This is a genomic window from Enterococcus sp. AZ067 (genome assembly GCF_051715005.1).
GTDB classification, from domain to species: domain Bacteria; phylum Bacillota; class Bacilli; order Lactobacillales; family Enterococcaceae; genus Enterococcus_D; species Enterococcus_D casseliflavus.
This window is the reverse complement of record NZ_JBIOSY010000001.1, coordinates 761,032-782,462: the sequence shown is the minus strand read 5'-3', so window position 1 is coordinate 782,462 and position 21,431 is coordinate 761,032. Positions and strand designations below refer to the sequence as shown.

The following is a 21,431-nucleotide window of genomic DNA, read 5'->3' as shown; positions in this document are numbered from 1 at the left end:
ACTGTTTAACTAAATAGTTTTAAGATTTTATCTAGTAAAATTCCGATAATATTGTAGTCGATTTGAGGAAATCCAGCGTCTGTGATGCCTAATTCAGAAAAAGCTGGGAAAAGCACCAAAGGCAATGCAGTCAGCAAAATACCGCCTAAGAAGGATGCGATGATCGCCCCTTTCAACCCGCCTCTTATTGAACCAAAGACACCCATTGTTCCACCCGAGAAAAAAGCAATCCCAGCTGCTGGCAAAAGTACAACGGGAGAACCCATAGCAGCCATGGCAAACGTCGCTGTTAAGCCACCTATAAACGAGGTAATAAAACCGACAGGAACCATGGTTGGCGCATATTGGAAAAACACAGGAACATCTACTGCCGGCATTGATCCCGGGATATATTTTTCAGAGATCGCCACGAAGGCAGCCGTTAATTCAGCAATAAATTGACGCACACCATAAATCAGTACAGACATCCCCGCAGCAAATTGCAACCCTTGAATCAACGGATACAAGAACCATAAGTCGTTGCCAGCCATTTCTTGAACGACATCCATATGACCACTTAAAACTGCTGCGATCGTTGCAATGTAGAAAAGAATAATCATGAAAAATGCAACAGAGAAGACAAAATCTCGGAATACGGAGAAGAAATCAGGAAGCTCGCGATTGGCTGCTTTCTCTTTCTTTGCTTGCCAATTTTTCCCTCCAATGACACTGCCGATGACACCTGAGAACCAGTAAAAAATCAAGTTAAAGTGACCTAGTGCAACCCCTGCATTACCTGTCAGCTCATCTGTATATTTCTGAGCCAATTTGGGCAGCCCTGCTCCTGCAAAACCTAGCACCAAAGAACCAAAGATAACTGTTACCCAAGTGGGCATACCGTTCGAAATAAAAATCAACCCAATGACAGCAGCAAAGAAAAGATAATGCTGACCGGTTAAGAAAATTGATTTTAAAGGCGTCAATTTCGCAATAACTAATCCGAATATGAACCCTAAGCCCATAATCATTGATATTTCAAAACCATATACATCCATGGCTAACGCTGTAGCAGGCTCTACTGCCAGAACCGTCCCTTGAACACCAAATGCGGTCTGAAACAACGTGGCAAAATTTGCAGCAATCGTTCCTACATGACCACCACCAATATTAAAAATCATAAACCCAATGCCCACTTTGAGGACACCGCTCAGGGTCTCCTTCGCAGGCTTTCTTTGTGCAAGTAACCCAATCAAAGCCAAAATCATTAGCAACACAGCAGTATTTCTGAATTGGTTCATTACTAAAATTGCCATTCAATTTATTCCTCGCTCCATCAATTTATTTTGTTTGCATCGTTTCAAGAAATGTTTCTAGTTTTCCTTGGATCTCTTCTTTACTCATAATATTTTGAATGCCTATGACTTCATAAGGTTTGTTTTGAAAATCAGGTTCCGCTGCGATATCTGCCATACTCATAAAGGCATCGCCCGTAAAACCAATGAGGACGTCTAGGTTTCCATGAATCGTTTCAATGGGATAGCCGTTTTCTTCAATCACTGATTTTACTTTTATGTGAAGCAGCGTTGAACTCCCCATCCCAGCACGGCATGCAACCGCTATCAAATATTTCTTGCCATTACTTGTCTTAGGTTTTGCATCTGCTTGGATCGATGCATCATTTTTCTTTTTTTGAAAGAATCCCATCTTAACTCCTCGTTTCTTCTAATAGTTTTATAAATGCTTCTGGTGTCTGCACATTTGCTAAACGATCAATGATATTGTCCCTTGCTAAAACTTCTGCTAACTCACCCATCAGTTCCAAATGACTGGTCGGGTCTATCGCTGCCAAACAGAAAATGACTTTCACTGGATCATTGGGCGAACCAAATGAGATGGGGGTATTTAATGTCATCGCACTTAGTCCTAAACGACAAACCCCATCTTCTGATCGGGCATGGGCCAAAGCAAACCCAGGCATAAGCACGATATACGGCCCGGCATCTAAGACAGATTGAACCATCGCTTCGACATACTGTTTTGTAACGCTGCCATTCTTCAATAACGGCTGGGCTGCTTTTTTGATTGCTTCTTGCCAACTGGTACTGTCTTGTTGAAGTAAAATGTTTTCTTTTGTTAATAATGTAGTTTGCAAACGACGATTTCCTTTCTAAAAAAATTTCTTTAGGTTTTAGTAAAGAATTTCTCGAGATCATTCCTATACACACACTATAAGTGAAAAGTTCTGGCCTGAATAGACGATTTGAGACCACATATTTGTACGCGCTTCCAGATTAAGTGAACTGCTCTTTTCAAAAAGACTAGGTATACTGGCTATTTTTTTTATTAGCCTCCAATTTTTCTCGATAACCTTCTTGAGCAGTTCACAAAACTTATTCTCTCAAGGAAAAAGTGAACCAAAAATGGACAGATCTTTTGCTTGCACCCACAATAAAAAAAGAAGCTCTTAAATAAACTAAGAACTTCTTAAAGCAAACAATCTATTCATGGCTAAGATCTACCGTTTCAATTGTATTTCTACCCGTAGGTATTTTCACACAAATTTTTACTTACAACTGCTATTTTCTACTTTGCTTCCTCATGCTTCACGGGACAACTGCTATGACAATCAGAACAATGATCCTTTATCACCATGCGGTACACTACACGGGTGCCATAGCCAAAAATCAGGCCGCTTAGAATTATTGTAGCAATCATTTTTCGCCTCCTACGACTTGGATCAAGGGTGCACTCCCGCGGAATGGTTTCTTCAACAGAGCAAATACCAATAGCCCAGCAATGAGGATTGCCGCGAAAACACCCAGCGTGAGGTGTCCGCCTTCAAAGATGACGTGCCCGAATTGGTAGACCAACAAACTAGCGCAGTACGCCAAGCCACATTGATAGCCGATGGCTAACCATGTCCACTTGCTGTCCCCCATTTCACGGTGGATCGCACCGATAGCAGCAAAACAAGGGGCACATAGTAAATTAAAGACGAGAAAAGAGTATGCCGCCACAGCAGTGTAATCGCCGCGCAACACTTGCCAAATCTCCGTCCCGCTTTCTGACAACTCCCCGGTTTGTCCGTAAAGGATCCCAAAGGTGCCGATCACATTTTCTTTGGCGACCAAGCCAGTGATCGTCGCCACGGCGCCTCGCCAGGTTCCCCAGCCTAGGGGAGCAAAAAGCGGCGCCAAAAATCGTCCGAAAAAGGCCAAAATGCTTTGGTCTTCTGTGACCCGCTGCAAGGCAAAGCTGTAGCTGGAGGTAAACCAGACAAAGATACAAGCCACAAAAATTATCGTCCCGGCTTTTTTCACAAAAGCAATGGCTCGATCACAGGCACTTTTCAAAATCGTTGTGAGCTGCGGCAAGTGATACGCTGGCAGTTCCATAATGAATGGTGCCAGATCACCTGCAAATAAAGGCGTTTTTTTCAAGACGATCCCTGAAAAAATCACAGCACCCATGCCGACAAAATAGGCCGATGGGGCGACCCAACTATACTGAGGGAAAAAGGCTCCTGAAATCAATGCGATGATCGGCAATTTGGCAGAACAAGGCATGAAGGTCGTGACCATCACCGTCAACCGACGATCCTTTTCATTTTCAATCGTTCGGCTTGCCATCACCCCCGGCACCCCGCAACCGGTAGCGATCAACATGGGGATAAACGACTTGCCAGATAGACCAAACTTGCGAAACAGGCGGTCCATGACAAATGCCACCCGTGCCATGTATCCGCAGTCCTCCAAGATAGCCAAACAAAAAAACAGCACGAAGATCTGCGGCAAAAAGCCTAAGACCGCACCGACCCCTGCCACGATGCCATCTAAAATCAGTTCTTGCAGCCACTGGGCGACTTGCAGCTGTTCTAGCCAGTGCGCTGCTGTTTCGGGAATCCAGCTGCCAAATAATACATCATTGACCCAATCAGTACCAATCGTACCAATCGTCTGAATCGATAAATAGTAGATTCCCCACATAATGAAGGCAAAAATCGGTAGTGCCAATACGCGATGGGTCAACACACGATCGATTTTGTCGCTGAAGGCTAAGTGCTGATCTGTTTCCTTGATGACTGCCAGCGCCAACAATTCTTCAATGAAGCCATAGCGCTCATTGACGAGAATGGCGTCACTGCTGTCTTTAAAGATCAGCTCTAAAATCGAAATCGTCTCCTGAAGGACTGCTTGCTGGGAATCAGTTAGTTTACACATTGTTTGAATCGCTTCATCTTTTTCAAAGAGTTTTATGGCAAACCAGCGTTTTTGCTGCTGAGGAATCGTCTCTGGCAAAATCGCCATGATCTCGGTCAAGCCAGCTTCTAGACGAGCATCGTAGCGGGGAGGAAGCGGTTGTGTATTGGCTACATGCTTCGCTGCCTCGATCATTTTGGTTAAGCCGCGTTGCTTCAAAGCACTGATCCCTACTACGGGAACCCCTAGACCGTAAGCCAGCTTTTCGAAATTGATCTGCAAGCCTTTTTTCTTTAATAGGTCGATCATGTTGATGGCTGCCACAGTCGGGACATTCATTTCTAATAATTGCAATGTTAGATACAGGTTGCGCTCCAGGTTGGTTCCATCGATAATATTGATCACCGCGTCCAATGATGCTTCCATCAAATAATTGCGAGAAATCAGTTCTTCTGGTGTGTACGGCGACAAGGAATAGATCCCTGGTAGATCTTGGATCAATACTTGTCTGTCTTTTCGCAGTCGCCCCGCTTTTCGTTCCACGGTAACGCCTGGCCAATTCCCCACTGTTTGTTTGGCACCGGTCAATTGGTTAAAGGTACTCGTTTTCCCGCTATTGGGATTTCCTGCTAATGCAAAGTGATAGGTCATTACGCTTCGACTCCTTTTTCGACAAAAACCAACGCTGCTTCTTGCTTTCTCAAAGACAACTCATAGCCGCGGAGCCGAATCTCCATCGGATCACCCAAAGGAGCCAGCTTCACCACTTCCAAATGGACGTTTTTCGTAAGCCCCATATCCATCAATCGACGGCGCACCGCACCTTTGGCGGCGATCTGATTGACCTTCCCGCTTTCACCGACTTGCAGCTGATCCAAAGAGGTAATGATGGTTTGCTGCTGGGTTTCTGTGACATCGATTTGTTCCATGACCCGTTCATCTAAAGCGATCCGCGTCCCTTGGTGTAAAATGATGCCGCCTTTGCGATCTTTTTGTACCACAACGATTTCAACGCCCGTGCGAATACCAAGATCATTTAAATGAGCCGTGATTTCTTTGGTGGTTGCCAACGAGTCGATTTTGTATGTTCCAGAAGCCCGAGTTTGCGCCATTTTCATTGCTTCTTACTCCTTTTGTGAAGTGTTGTTATAATTAACCTACTTTAATTGAGAATGATTATCATTATAATAGAGCCATTTCCATAAGAAGTCAATCTGTTTTGGGTCTCACTTTGAATCTTCCTTCACAATACGGATTTTTTTTACTCATTTTGATTGCATATCCCCTGTATTAATTACGCAAAAACCTTGTAATTCTAAGTATTTTCCGCTTTTTTTCCTTGCATAAAAAACACAGAAACACTATAAATTGTGTATGCCGAATTCACAAGCACAAGATATAGTGTTTTTTCGTTGACTTTCTCCGAGACTTATTTATACTAGGTTTATAACTATTACAACTCGGAGGAAACAATTATGAATATCAAACTATTTTCGAAAAACAACTGCATGCAATGTAAAATGGCGAAACGCTTTTTAAGTGAAAATCAGATTGCATTTGAAGAAATCAATATTGATAATGAGCCTGAAGCATTAGAATTTTTGAAAGAACAAGGATTCCAAAGTGTGCCAGTCATTACCTCTGATGCGCAAACGATCATCGGTTTCCGTCCAGATCAACTACGTCAATTAGCGAGCTAAGATTTTTCTCAATGTGATGCTTTTGAGGGATTTGTCAGTCGTCCAGACCGCAAGTCCTTTTTTATACGAACAAAACAAGAAAAGAGGTTAGCCATTTATGAGCTTGAAAGAAATCAAAGATGTCAGTTATTTCAAATTGAATAATGAGATCAACCGTCCAGTAGATGGTCAAATTCCATTAAATAAAGACAAAGAAGCCTTAGCGGCATTCTTTAAAGAAAACGTTGAACCAAATACCTTAACCTTTGCGACTGCAATGGACAAAATCAATTATTTGATTGAAAATGATTATTTAGAAGAGGAATTTATCAAAAAGTATCGCCCTGCCTTTATTGAGCAATTGTATCAATTCTTAGATGAGCAACACTTTACTTTCAAATCATTTATGGCTGCTTACAAGTTTTATTCACAATACGCATTAAAAACGAATGATGGTACCGCGTATCTAGAACGTTACGAAGATCGGGTGGCTTTCAACGCCCTTTACTTTGCGGATGGCAATGAAGAGTTAGCAATGAGCTTGGCAGATGAAATGATCTACCAACGTTACCAACCAGCAACCCCTTCTTTCTTGAATGCAGGACGCAAACGTCGCGGTGAGTTGGTTTCTTGTTTCTTGATCCAAATCACTGATGACATGAACGCGATCGGTCGTGGGATCAACTCCGCGCTGCAACTTTCACGAATCGGTGGCGGTGTCGGGATCACGTTATCAAACTTGCGGGAAGCCGGCGCGCCTATCAAAGGCTACGAAGGGGCAGCAAGTGGTGTGATGCCTGTAATGAAATTGTTTGAAGATAGCTTCAGCTACTCAAACCAATTGGGTCAACGGCAAGGGGCTGGCGTGGTCTACTTGAACGTATTCCACCCAGACATCATCAGCTTTTTATCAGCGAAAAAAGAAAATGCGGATGAAAAAATCCGTGTCAAAACCTTATCATTAGGCGTGATCGTACCTGACAAATTCTACGAATTGACGCGCAAAAATGAAGAGATGTATCTCTTTAGTCCCTACAGTGTCGAAAAAGAATATGGCGTGCCCTTCTCTTATGTCGATATCACCAAGGAATACGACAACTTAGTCATGAACCCACGGATTCGCAAAACCAAAATCAGAGCCCGTGATCTAGAAAACGAAATTTCTAAATTGCAGCAAGAATCTGGTTATCCTTATATCATCAATATCGATACAGCAAACCGCAGCAACCCAATTGATGGCAAGATCATCATGAGTAATCTTTGTTCCGAGATCCTTCAAGTCCAAGCACCATCTGAGATCAACGGCAAACAAGAATACGAAGTTTTAGGAACAGATATCAGCTGTAACTTAGGTTCCACCAATATCGTGAACTTGATGGACAGCCCTGACTTTGGGAAATCTGTTCGAGCAATGACTCGTGCCTTGACCTTTGTTACTGATGCGTCTGACATTGACGTAGTACCATCGATCCAAAATGGGAATGCCTTGAACCACACGATCGGTTTAGGCGCAATGGGCTTGCATACCTATTTTGCAAAAAATCAAATGGAATATGGTTCACCAGAATCCCTTGAATTTACTGATCTTTATTTCATGTTGTTGAACTATTGGACATTGGTTGAAAGCAATGCCATCGCCAAAGAAAAAGGCGAAGTTTTCCATAACTTTGAAAAATCAGCGTATGCAGACGGCAGCTACTTCACCGATTATATCCAAGGTGACTACCAACCAAAATCGGAAAAAGTCAAAGCATTGTTCGAAGGCGTCTTTTTACCAACTGGTGAAGACTGGGCAGCCTTGGCACAAACCGTCAAAGAAACCGGCTTGTATCACCAAAACCGCCTAGCCGTTGCACCAAATGGTTCGATCTCTTATATCAATGATACGAGTGCCAGCATCCACCCAATCACTCGGATGATCGAAGAACGCCAAGAAAAGAAAATCGGCAAGATCTACTATCCAGCACCTTACTTGAGCAATGAGACGATCGGCTACTACAAATCAGCCTACGATATGGATATGCGCAAAGTGATCGATGTTTACGCAACTGCTCAAAAACACGTCGATCAAGGTATGAGTATGACCTTGTTTATGCGTTCAGATATTCCAGAAGGTCTTTACGAATGGAAAGAAACGACAAAACAAACCACGCGTGATTTGAACATTTTGCGTCACTACGCTTTCCACAAAGGCATCAAATCGATCTACTATGTACGGACCTTTACAGATGATGCAGAAGAGATCGGCAGCAACCAATGTGAAAGCTGCGTCATCTAATCCAACTTTTGCCTGAAAACGAACCAACCGCCTGCCCCTGCTCTTTCTTGACAGCGGGTCGGCTGTTGTCTTGATACGATTATTGGAGGAACCGACTATGGGTAAGACTTACTATGAAGCAATCAACTGGAATGAGATCGAAGATATCATCGATAAATCCACTTGGGAAAAATTAACAGAACAATTCTGGTTAGATACGCGGATCCCTTTATCAAATGACCTTGATGACTGGCGGACGCTATCTCCATTAGAAAAAACAACGGTGGGCTACGTCTTTGGCGGCTTGACTTTATTAGATACCGTTCAATCAGAAAGCGGTATGGATCAACTGCGTAAAGATGTCCGCACCCCACACGAAGAAGCGGTCTTGAACAACATCCAATTTATGGAATCTGTCCATGCAAAAAGCTATTCATCGATTTTCAGCACCCTGAATACAAAAGCGGAGATCGCTGATATTTTTGAATGGACCAACACCAATCCATATTTGCAAAAGAAAGCCGAACGAATCAATGAGATCTACAAAAATGGCACACCGCTAGAGAAAAAAATCGCCAGTGTATTTCTAGAGACCTTCTTATTCTATTCAGGTTTCTATACACCCCTTTACTACTTAGGCAATAACAAACTAGCGAACGTAGCGGAGATCATCAAATTGATCATTCGTGACGAATCCGTTCACGGCACGTATATCGGCTACAAATTCCAATTAGGTTTCAACGAATTACCAGAAGACGAACAGCAAAAGCTGAAAGACTGGATGTACGACTTGTTGTATGAGTTGTATGAAAATGAAGAGCGTTATACCGAAGAATTATACGATGAGATCGGCTGGACCGAAGAAGTCAAAACCTTCTTGCGTTACAATGCCAATAAGGCTTTGATGAATCTAGGACAAGACCCGCTTTTCCCAGATACCGCCAACGATGTCAATCCAATCGTCATGAACGGTATTTCAACTGGTACCAGCAACCACGACTTCTTCTCACAAGTTGGGAACGGGTATCTGCTTGGTTCCGTAGAAGCGATGAAAGACGATGACTACTTCATCGGACTTGATTGATCTGCTGACAAATAAACACCTTGTTTCTCGCCAATTGAGGGTGAGAAACAAGGTGTTTTTTAGTGAGCCAACTGGTCTTTGATAAAGGTCAACGTTTCTGTCAAACAGGCCTGTGCTTGGGGCAAGCTATAATCAAATTGGTATTCGTGGGTCACCGTTTCCGAATCCCCTTTGTAAAAGCGACTCGTCACGGGAATATCAAGAGCTTGCAGCTGGTTGGCAAAGGCAATGCCTTGGTCTTCAAAGGAATAGGCATTGCCATCCGTGATATACGTTGGTGGAAAATCAGCCGTCAATTTATCCACCAGTGAGATCTCCTGCAGTTGGGGACTATCTTGCCATTCTTTTTTGCCTAATAACGACCAAGCCACCGTTTTGACAAAGAATTTCATAAAGCGATCATCTGAAGAAGTCCCAGCGATCTGCTTCAAATCAAGCGGTCCGCAATAGGAAATAAACCCTTTCAGGGCCGATGCAGGAATGTCTTGATCAAAGGACATTTCCTTCGCATACGCTGGATTGGTTTGCAGTGCCACATATTGCCCAGCGATTTGGGCTCCTGCAGAATCCCCGCCGAAGAAGAGTTGATCGAAATCTAGCATGGGGTATGCTTGGGCATCTGCTTTGATCGAGTCTACCGCTTGGGCTAATTGTTTGACCTGTCCAGGATAATGCAGACTTGGTGCCCATTCATAATTAATCGAAATCACAGCGGCTTTGGTTTCATCGACGACATAGGTCGCAAACTCTTTGACCCCTTCTTTGTCTCCGCCGACATAGCCGCCCCCATGGACCCAAAAAATGACTGGAACAGGGCCTTGTGCCTCTTTGGGATAATATAGATCAAAGGTACTACGTTGATAATCCGATTGATACGTCAAGTCCTGTTTGACCGTCACATTCGGCAAACTTTTTTGATAAGCTGCCTCATCCTTGATGGTCACTTCTTGGTTAAACAGATGACCGATCAAAAAAGCCCCCGGTCGTGGGGAGAGTTGAAAAGCCAGAAAAACGGCAGCTAAGAGTCCGATCAGGACAATCGCCACCCACATGAAAAAGCGCAGAATTTTTTTCAAGTAAAAGCTCCTTCCTTCTTTCTGTTTCAGCTTTTTCATTTAACCATGTTTTTTTAGCAAATTCAATGACAATCGCTAAAGATTAAAAAAAGGATGATACCAATAGGCATCATCCTTAAAATAACATCGTTTATAATGGCAACATCATAAACAAACCAGCAGCGATCGCTGCCCCGATCATTGGACCGATGATTGGTACTAACGCATAGCCCCAATCGGAAGTCCCTTTGTTTTTGATTGGCAAGATTTGGTGAGCGATCCGTGGTCCTAAGTCCCGTGCCGGATTGATGGCATAGCCTGTTGGTCCACCAAGCGACAGCCCGATCGCTAAGATCAAGATCCCAACGACGATGGGATTTAATCCATCCGTAAAGGTATTGGCACCAAAAGCCAATAAGCCAAAGACTAAGACAAAGGTACCAATCACTTCAGTGATGGTATTCGATACTAAATTACGAACTGCAGGCCCTGTTGCAAAGGTACCTAAAATCGCGCCTTGGTCTTTTGTTTCATCCCATAATGGCAAGTAGTTGAGCCAAACGAGGATCGCCCCTACGATCGCACCAGCAATTTGTGCCAGCATAAACGGTACAGCCAAGCTCCAAGAAAAATTCCCCGTCATCGCCATGCCTAATGTAACGGCTGGATTCAAGTGAGCAGGTCCCATGTACCCTGAAACGTAAACGGCAATCGTTACCGCTGTCGCCCAGCCCATTGCGATCACGATCCAGCCAGAGGCTTCTGCTTTACTCTTTTTCAGATTGACAGCCGCACACACACCATCCCCTAACAAAACCAAAATAGCCGTTCCTAGAAATTCACTAAAGATCTGGGTTGTTTCATTCATCTTTTTTTCCTCCTTTTAAGGCTGTTAAATCTGATTCTGCGATCACTTGGTTCAATTCTGCTATATGGGCTGCTTTTTCTTCCTCGCTCCAGCCAAAGAAGTCGGTCATAGCTGCAACGACACCGGCATTGACTTCATCTAAGGTGTCTCGCATAAATAGGATATGGTTGGTCCGACGCAATAGATAATCGACAGGCGTCAGAACCATTTCTTCATGCAAGGAATAGTTCAAGGCCGTACTTTCTTTTTCATCTAAGCCCTCAAACTTCGTCTTGTAGTTCAACACTTGGGGAAGATTCGACCCATAAAGATGAGCCAAATACGTTGCAGCGGCTTCATCGAATCCAGCGGCTTGCGCTTGGTCAGCCAGCTTCGCTAAGTCTTCCTCTACATTGGCTGCATCAAGCTCACCACCAGAAACTGGGTACGTGGTTGAATCCACCAACTCGAAGGATGCACCGCTTTCTTGGAGCAATTCATTGATCCGTTTGACTGCTCCTTCCGCCATCAAGCGATAATCGGTGATTTTTCCCCCTGCCAACGTCAATAGTCCGTCTTTTGAGCGTTCCAAACTGCTGCCGCGAGAAACTTGCGATGGATCCACTTTGCTGGCTTCTACTCGTTCTTGTGCTTGTTTTACGGCTTTTTCTACGACTGGTCGCTGCCGCTCATCTTCAAGATACTCTTTGACGCTTTCAACGATCTGCTCAAAGCTTTCATCCGATAGTTTGCCTTTACCGCCGCCATTGTAATCAGACCCGCCATTATTCACAATCAACGGACGCAATCCTGCCCAGCTCGCTTCGATATCATTAAGGGTGATCTGAGCGTGAGGGAAGCGTTCATTCACGATGGTCAGTAGATAATCAACATCTTCTTGCGTGACCGTTGGATGGGCGAAATCGCCTGTATAATCCGTATCGGTTGTGCCAAAATAGGTCTTATTTTCTCTTGGTACCACGAAAACCATCCGACCATCATTTTTCCCAGTATCAAAATAGGTTGGTTGCGGCACTTTTAGTTTTTCCCGATCGACCACTAAATGGACACCTTTCGTCGGACGCATTTGTGGCGGCAACTCATCATTCTTGTCTAATTGACGAACGATGTCTGACCAAGGGCCTGTCGTGTTGATCACGACTTTGGCGTGAACCTCAAAGCGCTCGTTTGTCAGTTGATCCTCCACTTCTACCCCATTGATGATGCCTTGCTCATCATGTAAGATGCCGACGACTTTGGCTTTACTGATCATTGCTGCCCCATCGGCTTGTGCTCGTTTGATGTTTTCGATCACCAAGCGGGCATCGTTGTTGCGAAAATCAAGATAGACACCGCCACCGACTAAGTTTTCCGCCTGCAGCTGAGGTTCGCGTTCTAAGACCTCTTCTTTCGTCAGCAGATAATTTTCGTATTTACTGCCTGTCACATTCGCTAAGCGATCATAAAGATCCATCGCCACTTTGACAGAAAACAAGGAGAAGGTTGCCCCTGGTTCATCATAGATTGGCAAAAGCATTGGATCTGGTTTCGGGATATGCGGAGCAATTTGCTGCACGATCGCGCGCTCCCGCACGGTGTCAGCGACCACTTCCACGTCAAAGGTTTTCAAATAACGAATACCGCCATGAACGAGTTTGGTGGACCGCGAAGACGTTCCTTCCGCAAAATCCTGCATTTCCAAAAGCACCGTCTTCATCCCAGCGGCTGCGGTTTGAACAGCAACCCCCGCGCCAGTGATCCCACCACCGATGATCAATACATCATAGGTGGTCTTTGCCGCTTCTTGAATGGTTTGCTTCCGATCTTTATGTGAAAAGGTCATGGCTTACTCGCCTTCTTTCTTCGCTTTGAATTTGAAGGTCTGAGTAGCTGCCACCGCTTGTTTCCAGCCTTCGTACAAATTGTCTCTTTCTTCTGCTGGCATTTCTGGTGTAAACATTTGCCCTTCTTCTGCCATTGATTTCAATTCATCCAAGTCTTTCCAGAAGCCAACCGCTAGCCCTGCCAAGTAAGCTGCACCTAATGCGGTTGTTTCCAGATTCGCAGCTCGTTGCACGTCAATGTCTAAAATGTCCGCTTGGAACTGCATCAATAGATCGTTTTTGGCTGCACCGCCATCGACTTTCAGCAATGGGATATCGATGCCAGAATCTTTTTTCATCGTGTCGATGACATCTTTTGATTGATACGCAACAGCTTGCAATGTTGCCCGAACAAAATCTTCCTTCGTCGTCCCACGAGTCAAGCCAAAGACGGCTCCTCTTGCATCTGAATCCCAATAAGGTGCACCCAATCCAGTAAAGGCAGGCACCACATACACTTCATTATCGCCTTTTGCTTTGGCAGCTATTTCTTCTGATTGCGGAGAAGACTCGATCATTCGTAGACCGTCCCGCAGCCATTGGATCGCTGATCCAGCAACGAAGATACTTCCTTCTAAGGCATAATAGACTTTGCCGTTGATGCCATACCCGATGGTCGTCAGTAGGTCATTGTCAGACAATTGTGGTTCTTCTCCCGTATTCATGACGATAAATGCCCCAGTGCCGTAAGTATTTTTGATCATGCCTTTTTCAAAGGCCATTTGTCCAAAGAGGGCGGCTTGTTGGTCCCCAGCCATTCCAGCGATTGGTACTTCACTGCCGTAAAAATGGTAGCTGCGGGTGTGACCATAGACTTCTGAGTTGCTTTTGACTTCTGGCAACATCGAGCTTGGAATGTTCAAAAGATCCAAGATTTCTTGATCCCATTCTAATTTATGGATATTGTAAAGCATCGTCCGACTAGCATTGGAGTAGTCGGTGACATGGACTTGTCCATCTGTCAGTTTCCACACAAGCCATGAATCGATCGTTCCGAAAAGTAGCTCGCCATTATCCGCCTTTTCTTGTGCCCCTTCGATATTGTCTAAAAGCCAGCGCACCTTGGTCGCTGAGAAATACGCATCAATGACTAACCCAGTTTTTTCATGGATCATCTCTGTATGGCCATCTGCTTTTAATTGGTCAGCGATCGGTGAAGATTGGCGGGATTGCCAAACGATTGCATTTGCGATCGGCTGGCCTGTCGTTTTGTCCCAAACCACTGTCGTTTCACGCTGGTTGGTGATCCCGATGCCGGCGATTGCTTCTGGTCGGATACCTGATTCAATAAATGCCCCTGCGATGACTGATTGGACAGAGTTCCAAATTTCGTTGGCGTTGTGTTCTACCCAACCCGATTTTGGAAAGTATTGCGGAAACTCTTTTTGTGAACTACCGATTTTTTTCCCATTACGATCAAAAATAATTGCTCTTGAACTAGTGGTTCCTTGGTCGATCGCCATTACATAATTTTTTTCTGCCATTTGATTCGCTCCCTTTAGTTTTTTATACGCTTTTCTTGTTAGCGCTTTCTGACTTGCTTTTATTTTAGCTGAACTTTCGCTATGTGGTTCGTCAATTTTTTTTCAAATTTCTAAGAAATTGACGAAATCCACTATTGAAAGCGTTCGCGGATCATTTTTTTGATCGTTTCCCGATCATAAGCGGTACCTAGTTCACTGATTCGATAAGTCGGTGTTTTCGTCTCGATAGCATAATTTGCCAAGATCAAGTCATATTCTTGTTCTGGGCGATAGCGTTCTACGACTACGCCATTCAAATTTTTGAGATACAGCAGCCACATGTAGTAGAGGGCTTCTTTAAACAGTTCATCCATTTTCAAAGCGATCCCGACGCGAAACTCCCGATTGATTTGATAATCGATGATCGTGATCACACTCAAGTATTTGACCATCGTCATCATCAACAAACTATTTTTATCAGATGGCTTGATATCAAGCTCTGCTAAAGCCTTATCCAATAGTTCGTGACTGATTTGCTGGATGTTACGACTGGATAGCTGCGCTTCTAACTGCCAAATATTTTCTCGATCAAAAACCTCCACATCCCCTTTGAAAAAATACACGCGGCTGTGGATCTGCAGCAGGTGACCATAACAAGTGGCTTCGATTTCACGGGGAACAAACGATGGGCGGTAGAGATGCAAAATATGTTCCAAAATCAAGGTATCCGTCAAGGCAGTTGGCGTAAACCGAGAACGCTGCAGCATATACACTTGCAGATCGTGTTCGGATAACACCGAGAACGACAGTAAAAAGACAAAGTGCAGCATCGCCTCCTCTTCTCTGACTTCTAATGCATAATGGCCAAACCCACGAAATACCAACTCCCGTAATTGCTGAAACAAAGGATCTTTCGTGTAGGGTACCATTTTCTCCCGTAAGACTTGAAAGGATTGAGTAGCAATTTTCAGTCGCGCCTTCATGATCCTCAGCCATAGGGACAAGCGCTGTTGGGCTTCTTTCGTGAAGGTCATGTTCAGACCTCGTGTGATCAGACCGACGTATTTTTCATCGATCGGCAGCGGCTGACTGTCGAAAGAATGGACATACCAAAAGAGTTCAAAATAGAAATAACGAATTTGCGTTTCTTCCCCAATCAGCTTTCCTTGCCAGATCTCTAACTCGAATTCTGCTAGCAAGCCATTTAGCTCTTTGATTTTGCGAAACAAGGATGACTCGCTGACCGCTAATTTTTGTGCCAGCTGGACAGTGGTCACCTCTTGATGCTGCAAAAGATGCTCGAGGATTTGAAATTTCAATGCTGAACGATAAAACGCCCATTCGATTTGATTAAGGGAAAAAGTGGGACTCATTTCAAAGACCAGGACACCTTTTCGATAATACAACTGACACTGCTCTTGGTAGTGAGCCAGCTCATCTTGCAACTCCTCCACATATTTTTCCAAGGAAGGCTTACTGATGCCAAGATAGCTCGCCAGCTCGTGCAGTTCCATTTTTCCGCCCACCAGTAAAAGCTTTTTGAGCAGCTGCAATTGCTTTGCTTCTTTTTTTTCTAATAACTGATCAAGTCTCATCGGCATCACTTCCCGACCATAGAAAAGTTTCGTCGATTACATTAGTGAACCGTGGATGGAAGAAAAAGTCTTTTTGGGTCAACTCCTCCATCGTTGCCTGCTGCTCGATCGCAAACGCTAGTAAATTGATTTTTTCCAAAATATTGGCTTTTGATAAAAGCTGCGCACCAACGATTCGGCCGCTGGCTTGTTCGATCATCACTTTTCCATGAACCTGTGTTGGATCAAACAAGGAACTGGCGGCAGTAAACGTATGACAGACGATCGGAGATTCGAAGAAAAACCGATCCGACTCGGTCAAGCCGGTGCTTGCTAAGTACCACCCAAACAGTTGCGTACCGACTGTCCGCAATCCGCCACGAAACGGGATGGTTTTGCTTGCCAGATTGCGAGCTGCTGCGATCCCTGAGCGAACAGCATTGTTGACTAAGGGCATATAGACCGTGTCTTTCGTAATAGCATTTGGAATTTGGATCAAATCGCCGACCGCAAAAATATCCGTGGCAGAAGTTTCCAAGTAGGCATCTGTCCAGATGGTTTGATCACTGTGTAATTCAAAGACCGCAAATGCCTCTGGCAAGCGAGGATGAACGTTGACTGTCGTCAATACCAGATCGCTTTCATAGCCTTGATCGGCGGTTTCGATCCGAAAGCCTGTTTCCGTTTTAACGACTGCCAAAGTTGGCTTGGACCAATGCAGCTGCAAGTTGGGGATTTTTTCGATCTCCGTTAAAAAGGGCTGCAAAAAATCGTGATCAAAGTACTTGAATAAAGGATATGACATTGATTCGATCACACTGACTTTTTTTCCGATCGCAGTCAAGGTATTCGCCGCTTCCATCCCCGCTTGACCAGCACCTACGATGGTAATCGACTCTGCTTGGGGCAATTGCTGCAAGAAATGCTTGGCTGCCTCATATTCCTTGTAGGTCAGTAGTGCTTCTTCTGGTTGTGGCAAAACAGTGGAATCTTGACTGGAGCCTGCTGCCAAGACGAGTCGATCATAACTTAGTTCTCGCTTATCCGTTCGAATCCGATGATCCGAAGGAAAAATCTCCAGAAGCGTTTCTTCTAAGGCAACGTCGATCGTTTCTGCCTCCAGCTGCTCCTTCGTACAAAAGAATGCTTCTTCCAGCGATGCGATCCTGCCTTCGATCAGCAATAACAAACCGCTTGGAACAAACCCAAGATGGGCTTTTTTTTCTATCAATAAAATCTCTGCGTCAGGGTATAATCGGCGTGCTTCACGGGCGCAGCTGACACCCCCAAAGGACCCGCCTATGATAATGATTTTCATTGGATCACCTCTCTCCCTTAGCTTAAATGAAACGCTCTCATTTGACGAGTAAAAAGCTATCAGGCTGACTATTTTTTTGTTAACTGCGGTAAAATAAATGAGACCTATGCTACACTATACGCAAAGGAGTGTTCAAATGGTTTTCTTTTATCAATTCATGCTGGGATTGTTTGCCAGCATATTCGTTACAGCGGCAGCATTCGTCTTTCAGTGGCTGACTGTTTCTGGCGCACTGGCTGCGATTCTTTGCGGCACACTGGTCATTGGCTTTGGTCCGTGGTACAGCATCTTTTTGATTGGCTTTTTCTTTGCCAGCTCTGGCATCATTGGTCTTTTAAAGAAAATGCGCAGTCAGCCAGAGTTAGCTGTGCTTGCCAAAGGTGCTCGCCGTGATGCAAAACAAGTCTTTGCGAACATCACACCAAGCATCTTTGCGCTACTGCTTGCCTTTTGGACGAAAGAACCGCTATTCCTTTGGGGATTTGTGGCGGGAATCGCTAGCTGTACGGCTGACACTTGGGGCTCAGAAATCGGCGTGCTGAGTCCAAGTCCACCGCGTCACTTACTAACGGGAAAAAAATTACCACCAGGACTTTCCGGTGGTGTCAGTTGGTTGGGAACTGTCGCTTCCCTAGCGGGGAGTCTCGCCATCACTGGTTTATTCGCAGCAGCCTTATGGTTGAACGGCAAGCCGTTCTCCTTTGATCTCTGGTTGACCTTGACTGCTTTAGGCTTTGGCGGTAGTCTCTTGGACAGCTTACTGGGCGCAACGATTCAGGTGCGCTATCAATGCCCTGTCTGTCTCCAATACACCGAAAAAAAAGTCCACCACGACGTTGCCACCAAGCAAGTCGGCGGTCTTTCCTTTGTAACGAATGAAGGGGTCAATTTGCTGAGTTCAATAGTGATCGTTATTGTATCGGTCTTGCTAACTGGCTATTTTTTCAAGTAATCAGGCAATCCACTGCGATGACAGTTCCTTCATACAAAAAACCTTCGAGAGCTACACGTTTGTGTTTCTCTTGAAGGTTTTTATTTGTTTAGTGAAAGAATGATACGGATGCTCACTCCATAAGGAGCCTGATTAAGATGCAGGCGAATGATTCGTCACTTTGTAATAAGCAAAATCAGCATAGGATTGATGTTGATGTGCATCCACGGCACCAATAAAATTAAACAATCCTGTGAAGCCACCTATTTCTCCAGGCATTCCATTGACTCCTTCATCAGATAAGTAAGCCACTGACAGATCTTGGAGCAAAACTTGCCAAGTCTCTTGTTCCTCTAATCGATAGTAGACATTTGCGATCCCGTGATCGTATCCAATTTTCAGCTGAATATTTCCTTCGGGAACGACGACGCGCGTATTTACATATTCGATCCTTTGTCCTAATTTTGCTTGTAAGAGAGTCAAATAAGGACATCGCTTTTCTTCTGAATAGGTAACATGAGCATATAACCAATTGTTTGAATCATAATAAAGCCCAAGTCCTGCTGTTTGTGAATAATGGTTCGGTTGAAACTCCAACAAGGTCTCCACCTCATAGGTAAAAGAGGTTGCTCGTGTTGCCATGATGGCAGGATTCATCTGTGAAAACAAGGAATTGCCCCCATAGATCCGTAAGAACCCCTGCCGCTTTTGCGTACTGACCCATGACTGATGCTGTTGGCGATACGGTGTCATAAATTCTAACAGATACTGCGGCTCTTGAAATGAATCAAATAAATCAGTGTTTGGTTCATTGTCAATTGGAACACCAGCTAATCCTTTAAAAGTCATTTTTGCCAAATTGCTTCCATCTTCCATTTCCAACCAATTGTCCTCGGTCCAGTGCATCCTTTGAATAGAAGCTTCTCTTCCAAGAGGATTCAACAGCTGCCCCTCTAAGGGTCTTGACATTAAATGAGCCATGAACCATTCATCAGTATGGGTATGGACGAGCGAACCATGTCCTGCTTTTTGCATCACTGAATGAGGATTGACCATTTCAAAATGCCCAGCATCAGGGTCCCCCAAAGAAAACAGATGCCTTGGAGAAGAAGTAAGGATCGGTTCGCCTGAAGGATGCGCTTCATAAGGACCAAAAATAGTATCTGCGCGACCGACTTCCACACCATGAGCATAGCCCGTGCCTCCAGATGCCAGCAATAAAAAGTACGCCCCTTGATGCTTGTAGATTTGAGGTGCTTCCGCACACCCTCTGGTGGTGAATCCTTGCGTTACGCGATGCCAAGGGGACAGTAATTTACCTGAAGGCAAGTCGATCTCCGCAAGAACAATATGCCCCGGCGCTTGATAACCTTCTCTTGTTTCCCATTCCAAAATCGTTAAATAATGCCGCCCATCCTCGTCATGAAACAGCGCTGGATCAAAGCCAATTGAGGTAAAATAAATCGGTTCTGACCATGGTCCTCGAATGTCAGTCGCCCAAATGGCATAAGAATCAGCATTAAATTCACGTCCTGCCATGTTTACCATATGTGAATACGCCAGCCAAAATCGTTTTGTTTGTGGATCATAAGATAAATGCGGTGCCCAAATACCAGCTGGTGTATTGGTTCCACGTAAATTCACTTCTTCATTGTTCAAGGCATAGCCAACAAGTTGCCAATTCGCAAGATCCTTTGATTCGAAAAGTTGAATCGCAGGTGTCCAATGGAAGGTTGAAGTTGCGATATAATAACGCTCATCCACACAAATGATAGAGGGATCAGGCGCCATTCCAGGAATAACTGGATTTTTGATGATTGTCATAAGCTTCCTTCCTATTCTTAACTTTTTATTCGTTTTGCAACCAAACGACAGTTTTTTTATCATCGTTTGCAGGCGAAGGCGATAAATTGAAACCGTTTTATTTAGTTGCTACATTTATCTTACGAAACTTTTAGGGTAGAATGAATATCAAAAAAAAGCCAATACTTACCATTTTTCATTTTTAAGGAGGTCGTTCTGAATGAACCCAACACCTAAATGGCTAGAACAGCTGGTCAAATTACCCGATATCGATATCAATTTAAAAACCTTTGGTGGACACAAGCAACGTGTTTCCCAAGGATGGTGTGCACCACAAGAGACCCACTTTGCTTTTGAGATCATGATGATCATTGATGGAGAGCAGCGAACAATTTTTGAAGGCAGGCAGTTTGATTTTGTGGCAAATGATGTGATCCTGATACCGCCTGGTACCGCTCATGAAAATACTTGTCTCGTAGCAGAAGGTTTAGAGTATTTTTGTATGCATTTCGATCTTGATGATCCTGAGATTCAGCAACAGTTGTTGATGTATTGTCCTTTACTATTAAAAAAGACGAATCCCGCCTACCAAGCGATCGTTGCGATCCTTCAGCAATACATTGCGTTTTTGGCAAGCGGATACTTTGGAATGAAAGAAAAAATCGCCATTGAGATCTTACTGTTAGAACTGATGCGTGCCTTACTAGACTATGTCGAAGATGAAAAAAATCAGTTAGCGCATACAGATAACACTTCCCTTGTTTTAGCAAAAGCGATCGCTGAAGCGATCCAACAAAATTTTCGTACGTACACACAAAGCCCAACGGAAGAAAACAAAGCCTTGCTTTCCATGAGTTATACAGCCAATTCATTGAACATTAGTAATAGTACGATGCTGACGGTTTTCAAAAAAGTTTATGCTAGTAGTCCAAAACAGTACTTAGATCAATTACGTTTCAACCAGGCAAAATTCTATCTCCATCAACCCAAATTGACCATCGCCGAAATCGCTGAGATCATTGGCTATCAAAATGCCGCCCACTTTACGAGACAATTCAAAAAATGGGCAAATATATCGCCGAATAAATACCGTAAGCTCCAGTTAGAAGCAGCAAAATAAATAATCGACAAATAATGATTCGAGAAAAGCGACCCCTACTTCTTCCTCTGAGGATGCGAAAAAAAGCTTTTTTTCGCATAATAAATGAAAAATGGTAAATTTCCCCTTTTTTTTGATATTTCAAGTCCTGTCTGCATTCTTTATGATTAATACCAAGAAATCGTTTGCAGGAATAAAAACAGTTAGTTGCAAAAGAGCAAGATGAGTGGGTATTCTCAGCACACTTGCTTTGCATTACA

Annotated in this window: 18 protein-coding genes; 5 read left to right on the top strand and 13 right to left on the bottom strand. The window is 44.1% G+C overall.

Going from position 1 to position 21,431, the window contains the following annotated elements; all coding sequences use genetic code 11:
- Positions 1–5 precede the first annotated feature (5 nt).
- The 6 genes from IGI82_RS03645 to IGI82_RS03620 form a co-directional block, all read right to left on the bottom strand.
- The gene (locus tag IGI82_RS03645; protein WP_016610457.1) at positions 6–1,292 is read right to left on the bottom strand and encodes a PTS ascorbate transporter subunit IIC; all 1,287 of its coding nucleotides are present in this window, start codon (positions 1,290–1,292) and stop codon (positions 6–8) included.
- Between the two features lie 25 nt (positions 1,293–1,317).
- Complete coding sequence (locus IGI82_RS03640) at positions 1,318–1,683, bottom strand: PTS sugar transporter subunit IIB (protein ID WP_016610456.1); 366 nt, start codon at positions 1,681–1,683, stop codon at positions 1,318–1,320.
- A gap of 1 nt (position 1,684) precedes the next feature.
- Positions 1,685–2,131 carry a PTS sugar transporter subunit IIA gene (locus tag IGI82_RS03635; RefSeq protein ID WP_016610455.1) on the bottom strand — a complete coding sequence of 149 codons (447 nt, stop codon included), beginning with the start codon at positions 2,129–2,131 and terminating at the stop codon, positions 1,685–1,687.
- A 431-nt stretch (positions 2,132–2,562) separates the two neighbouring features.
- A complete protein-coding gene (locus IGI82_RS03630; RefSeq protein WP_438841768.1) occupies positions 2,563–2,694 on the bottom strand; it encodes a FeoB-associated Cys-rich membrane protein in 132 nt (43 codons plus the stop codon).
- Complete coding sequence (gene feoB, locus IGI82_RS03625; RefSeq protein ID WP_438753159.1) at positions 2,691–4,829, bottom strand: ferrous iron transport protein B; 2,139 nt, start codon at positions 4,827–4,829, stop codon at positions 2,691–2,693. Before feoB ends, IGI82_RS03630 begins: the two co-directional genes overlap by 4 nt.
- Positions 4,829–5,296, bottom strand: a complete 468-nt coding sequence (locus tag IGI82_RS03620; protein ID WP_060793026.1) for a FeoA family protein — start codon at positions 5,294–5,296, stop codon at positions 4,829–4,831. The genes feoB and IGI82_RS03620 overlap by 1 nt, the downstream gene beginning before the upstream one ends.
- A 357-nt stretch (positions 5,297–5,653) precedes the next feature.
- Here IGI82_RS03620 and nrdH point away from each other — a divergent pair, with 357 nt between their 5' ends.
- The 3 genes from nrdH (at position 5,654) to nrdF (ending at position 9,198) form a co-directional block, all read left to right on the top strand.
- Positions 5,654–5,878 (top strand): glutaredoxin-like protein NrdH, encoded by a 225-nt coding sequence (nrdH, locus tag IGI82_RS03615; protein ID WP_005225182.1) that lies wholly within the window; start codon positions 5,654–5,656, stop codon positions 5,876–5,878.
- A 97-nt stretch (positions 5,879–5,975) separates the two neighbouring features.
- Positions 5,976–8,135 carry a class 1b ribonucleoside-diphosphate reductase subunit alpha gene (nrdE, locus tag IGI82_RS03610; protein WP_005225181.1) on the top strand — a complete coding sequence of 720 codons (2,160 nt, stop codon included), beginning with the start codon at positions 5,976–5,978 and terminating at the stop codon, positions 8,133–8,135.
- A gap of 97 nt (positions 8,136–8,232) precedes the next feature.
- Positions 8,233–9,198 (top strand): class 1b ribonucleoside-diphosphate reductase subunit beta, encoded by a 966-nt coding sequence (nrdF, locus tag IGI82_RS03605; RefSeq protein ID WP_005225180.1) that lies wholly within the window; start codon positions 8,233–8,235, stop codon positions 9,196–9,198.
- Positions 9,199–9,257: 59 nt separating this feature from the next.
- On the opposite strand, the gene IGI82_RS03600 is transcribed toward nrdF, so the two are convergent.
- The 6 genes from IGI82_RS03600 to IGI82_RS03575 form a co-directional block, all read right to left on the bottom strand.
- Positions 9,258–10,313, bottom strand: coding sequence for an alpha/beta hydrolase (locus IGI82_RS03600; RefSeq protein ID WP_050979035.1), 1,056 nt, complete (start codon positions 10,311–10,313; stop codon positions 9,258–9,260).
- Between the two features lie 91 nt (positions 10,314–10,404).
- Positions 10,405–11,121: an MIP/aquaporin family protein gene (locus tag IGI82_RS03595; RefSeq protein WP_005225178.1), complete on the bottom strand. Its 717-nt coding sequence runs from the start codon at positions 11,119–11,121 to the stop codon at positions 10,405–10,407.
- Complete coding sequence (gene glpO / locus IGI82_RS03590; RefSeq protein WP_438841767.1) at positions 11,114–12,943, bottom strand: type 1 glycerol-3-phosphate oxidase; 1,830 nt, start codon at positions 12,941–12,943, stop codon at positions 11,114–11,116. The genes IGI82_RS03595 and glpO overlap by 8 nt, the downstream gene beginning before the upstream one ends.
- A gap of 3 nt (positions 12,944–12,946) precedes the next feature.
- Positions 12,947–14,467 carry a glycerol kinase GlpK gene (gene glpK / locus IGI82_RS03585; RefSeq protein ID WP_005225176.1) on the bottom strand — a complete coding sequence of 507 codons (1,521 nt, stop codon included), beginning with the start codon at positions 14,465–14,467 and terminating at the stop codon, positions 12,947–12,949.
- 131 nt (positions 14,468–14,598) lie between these two features.
- A complete protein-coding gene (locus tag IGI82_RS03580; protein ID WP_015509062.1) occupies positions 14,599–16,041 on the bottom strand; it encodes a helix-turn-helix domain-containing protein in 1,443 nt (480 codons plus the stop codon).
- Positions 16,031–17,338 (bottom strand): FAD-dependent oxidoreductase, encoded by a 1,308-nt coding sequence (locus IGI82_RS03575; RefSeq protein WP_375806079.1) that lies wholly within the window; start codon positions 17,336–17,338, stop codon positions 16,031–16,033. Before IGI82_RS03575 ends, IGI82_RS03580 begins: the two co-directional genes overlap by 11 nt.
- A gap of 136 nt (positions 17,339–17,474) precedes the next feature.
- Here IGI82_RS03575 and IGI82_RS03570 point away from each other — a divergent pair, with 136 nt between their 5' ends.
- A complete protein-coding gene (locus tag IGI82_RS03570; protein ID WP_375806077.1) occupies positions 17,475–18,290 on the top strand; it encodes a DUF92 domain-containing protein in 816 nt (271 codons plus the stop codon).
- 132 nt (positions 18,291–18,422) lie between these two features.
- Here IGI82_RS03570 and IGI82_RS03565 read toward each other — a convergent pair whose 3' ends face one another.
- The gene (locus IGI82_RS03565) at positions 18,423–20,093 is read right to left on the bottom strand and encodes a family 43 glycosylhydrolase (protein ID WP_375806075.1); all 1,671 of its coding nucleotides are present in this window, start codon (positions 20,091–20,093) and stop codon (positions 18,423–18,425) included.
- 199 nt (positions 20,094–20,292) lie between these two features.
- On the opposite strand from IGI82_RS03565, the gene IGI82_RS03560 reads away from it, so the two are divergent.
- Positions 20,293–21,192, top strand: coding sequence for a helix-turn-helix domain-containing protein (locus IGI82_RS03560; RefSeq protein WP_087626947.1), 900 nt, complete (start codon positions 20,293–20,295; stop codon positions 21,190–21,192).
- Positions 21,193–21,431: the final 239 nt, after the last annotated feature.

What these genes read in the sequence shown, in the direction of transcription:
- nrdF (WP_005225180.1), top strand. Translation starts at nt 8,233, where the DNA reads ATGGGTAAGACTTACTATGAAGCAATCAACTGGAATGAGATCGAAGAT.
- IGI82_RS03580 (WP_015509062.1), bottom strand. Translation starts at nt 16,041, where the DNA reads ATGAGACTTGATCAGTTATTAGAAAAAAAAGAAGCAAAGCAATTGCAG.
- nrdE (WP_005225181.1), top strand. Translation starts at nt 5,976, where the DNA reads ATGAGCTTGAAAGAAATCAAAGATGTCAGTTATTTCAAATTGAATAAT.
- IGI82_RS03645 (WP_016610457.1), bottom strand. Translation starts at nt 1,292, where the DNA reads ATGGCAATTTTAGTAATGAACCAATTCAGAAATACTGCTGTGTTGCTA.
- IGI82_RS03620 (WP_060793026.1), bottom strand. Translation starts at nt 5,296, where the DNA reads ATGAAAATGGCGCAAACTCGGGCTTCTGGAACATACAAAATCGACTCG.
- IGI82_RS03640 (WP_016610456.1), bottom strand. Translation starts at nt 1,683, where the DNA reads ATGGGATTCTTTCAAAAAAAGAAAAATGATGCATCGATCCAAGCAGAT.
- IGI82_RS03630 (WP_438841768.1), bottom strand. Translation starts at nt 2,694, where the DNA reads ATGATTGCTACAATAATTCTAAGCGGCCTGATTTTTGGCTATGGCACC.
- IGI82_RS03565 (WP_375806075.1), bottom strand. Translation starts at nt 20,093, where the DNA reads ATGACAATCATCAAAAATCCAGTTATTCCTGGAATGGCGCCTGATCCC.
- IGI82_RS03595 (WP_005225178.1), bottom strand. Translation starts at nt 11,121, where the DNA reads ATGAATGAAACAACCCAGATCTTTAGTGAATTTCTAGGAACGGCTATT.
- IGI82_RS03560 (WP_087626947.1), top strand. Translation starts at nt 20,293, where the DNA reads ATGAACCCAACACCTAAATGGCTAGAACAGCTGGTCAAATTACCCGAT.
- IGI82_RS03570 (WP_375806077.1), top strand. Translation starts at nt 17,475, where the DNA reads ATGGTTTTCTTTTATCAATTCATGCTGGGATTGTTTGCCAGCATATTC.
- feoB (WP_438753159.1), bottom strand. Translation starts at nt 4,829, where the DNA reads ATGACCTATCACTTTGCATTAGCAGGAAATCCCAATAGCGGGAAAACG.
- IGI82_RS03600 (WP_050979035.1), bottom strand. Translation starts at nt 10,313, where the DNA reads ATGAAAAAGCTGAAACAGAAAGAAGGAAGGAGCTTTTACTTGAAAAAA.
- glpK (WP_005225176.1), bottom strand. Translation starts at nt 14,467, where the DNA reads ATGGCAGAAAAAAATTATGTAATGGCGATCGACCAAGGAACCACTAGT.
- nrdH (WP_005225182.1), top strand. Translation starts at nt 5,654, where the DNA reads ATGAATATCAAACTATTTTCGAAAAACAACTGCATGCAATGTAAAATG.
- glpO (WP_438841767.1), bottom strand. Translation starts at nt 12,943, where the DNA reads ATGACCTTTTCACATAAAGATCGGAAGCAAACCATTCAAGAAGCGGCA.
- IGI82_RS03575 (WP_375806079.1), bottom strand. Translation starts at nt 17,338, where the DNA reads ATGAAAATCATTATCATAGGCGGGTCCTTTGGGGGTGTCAGCTGCGCC.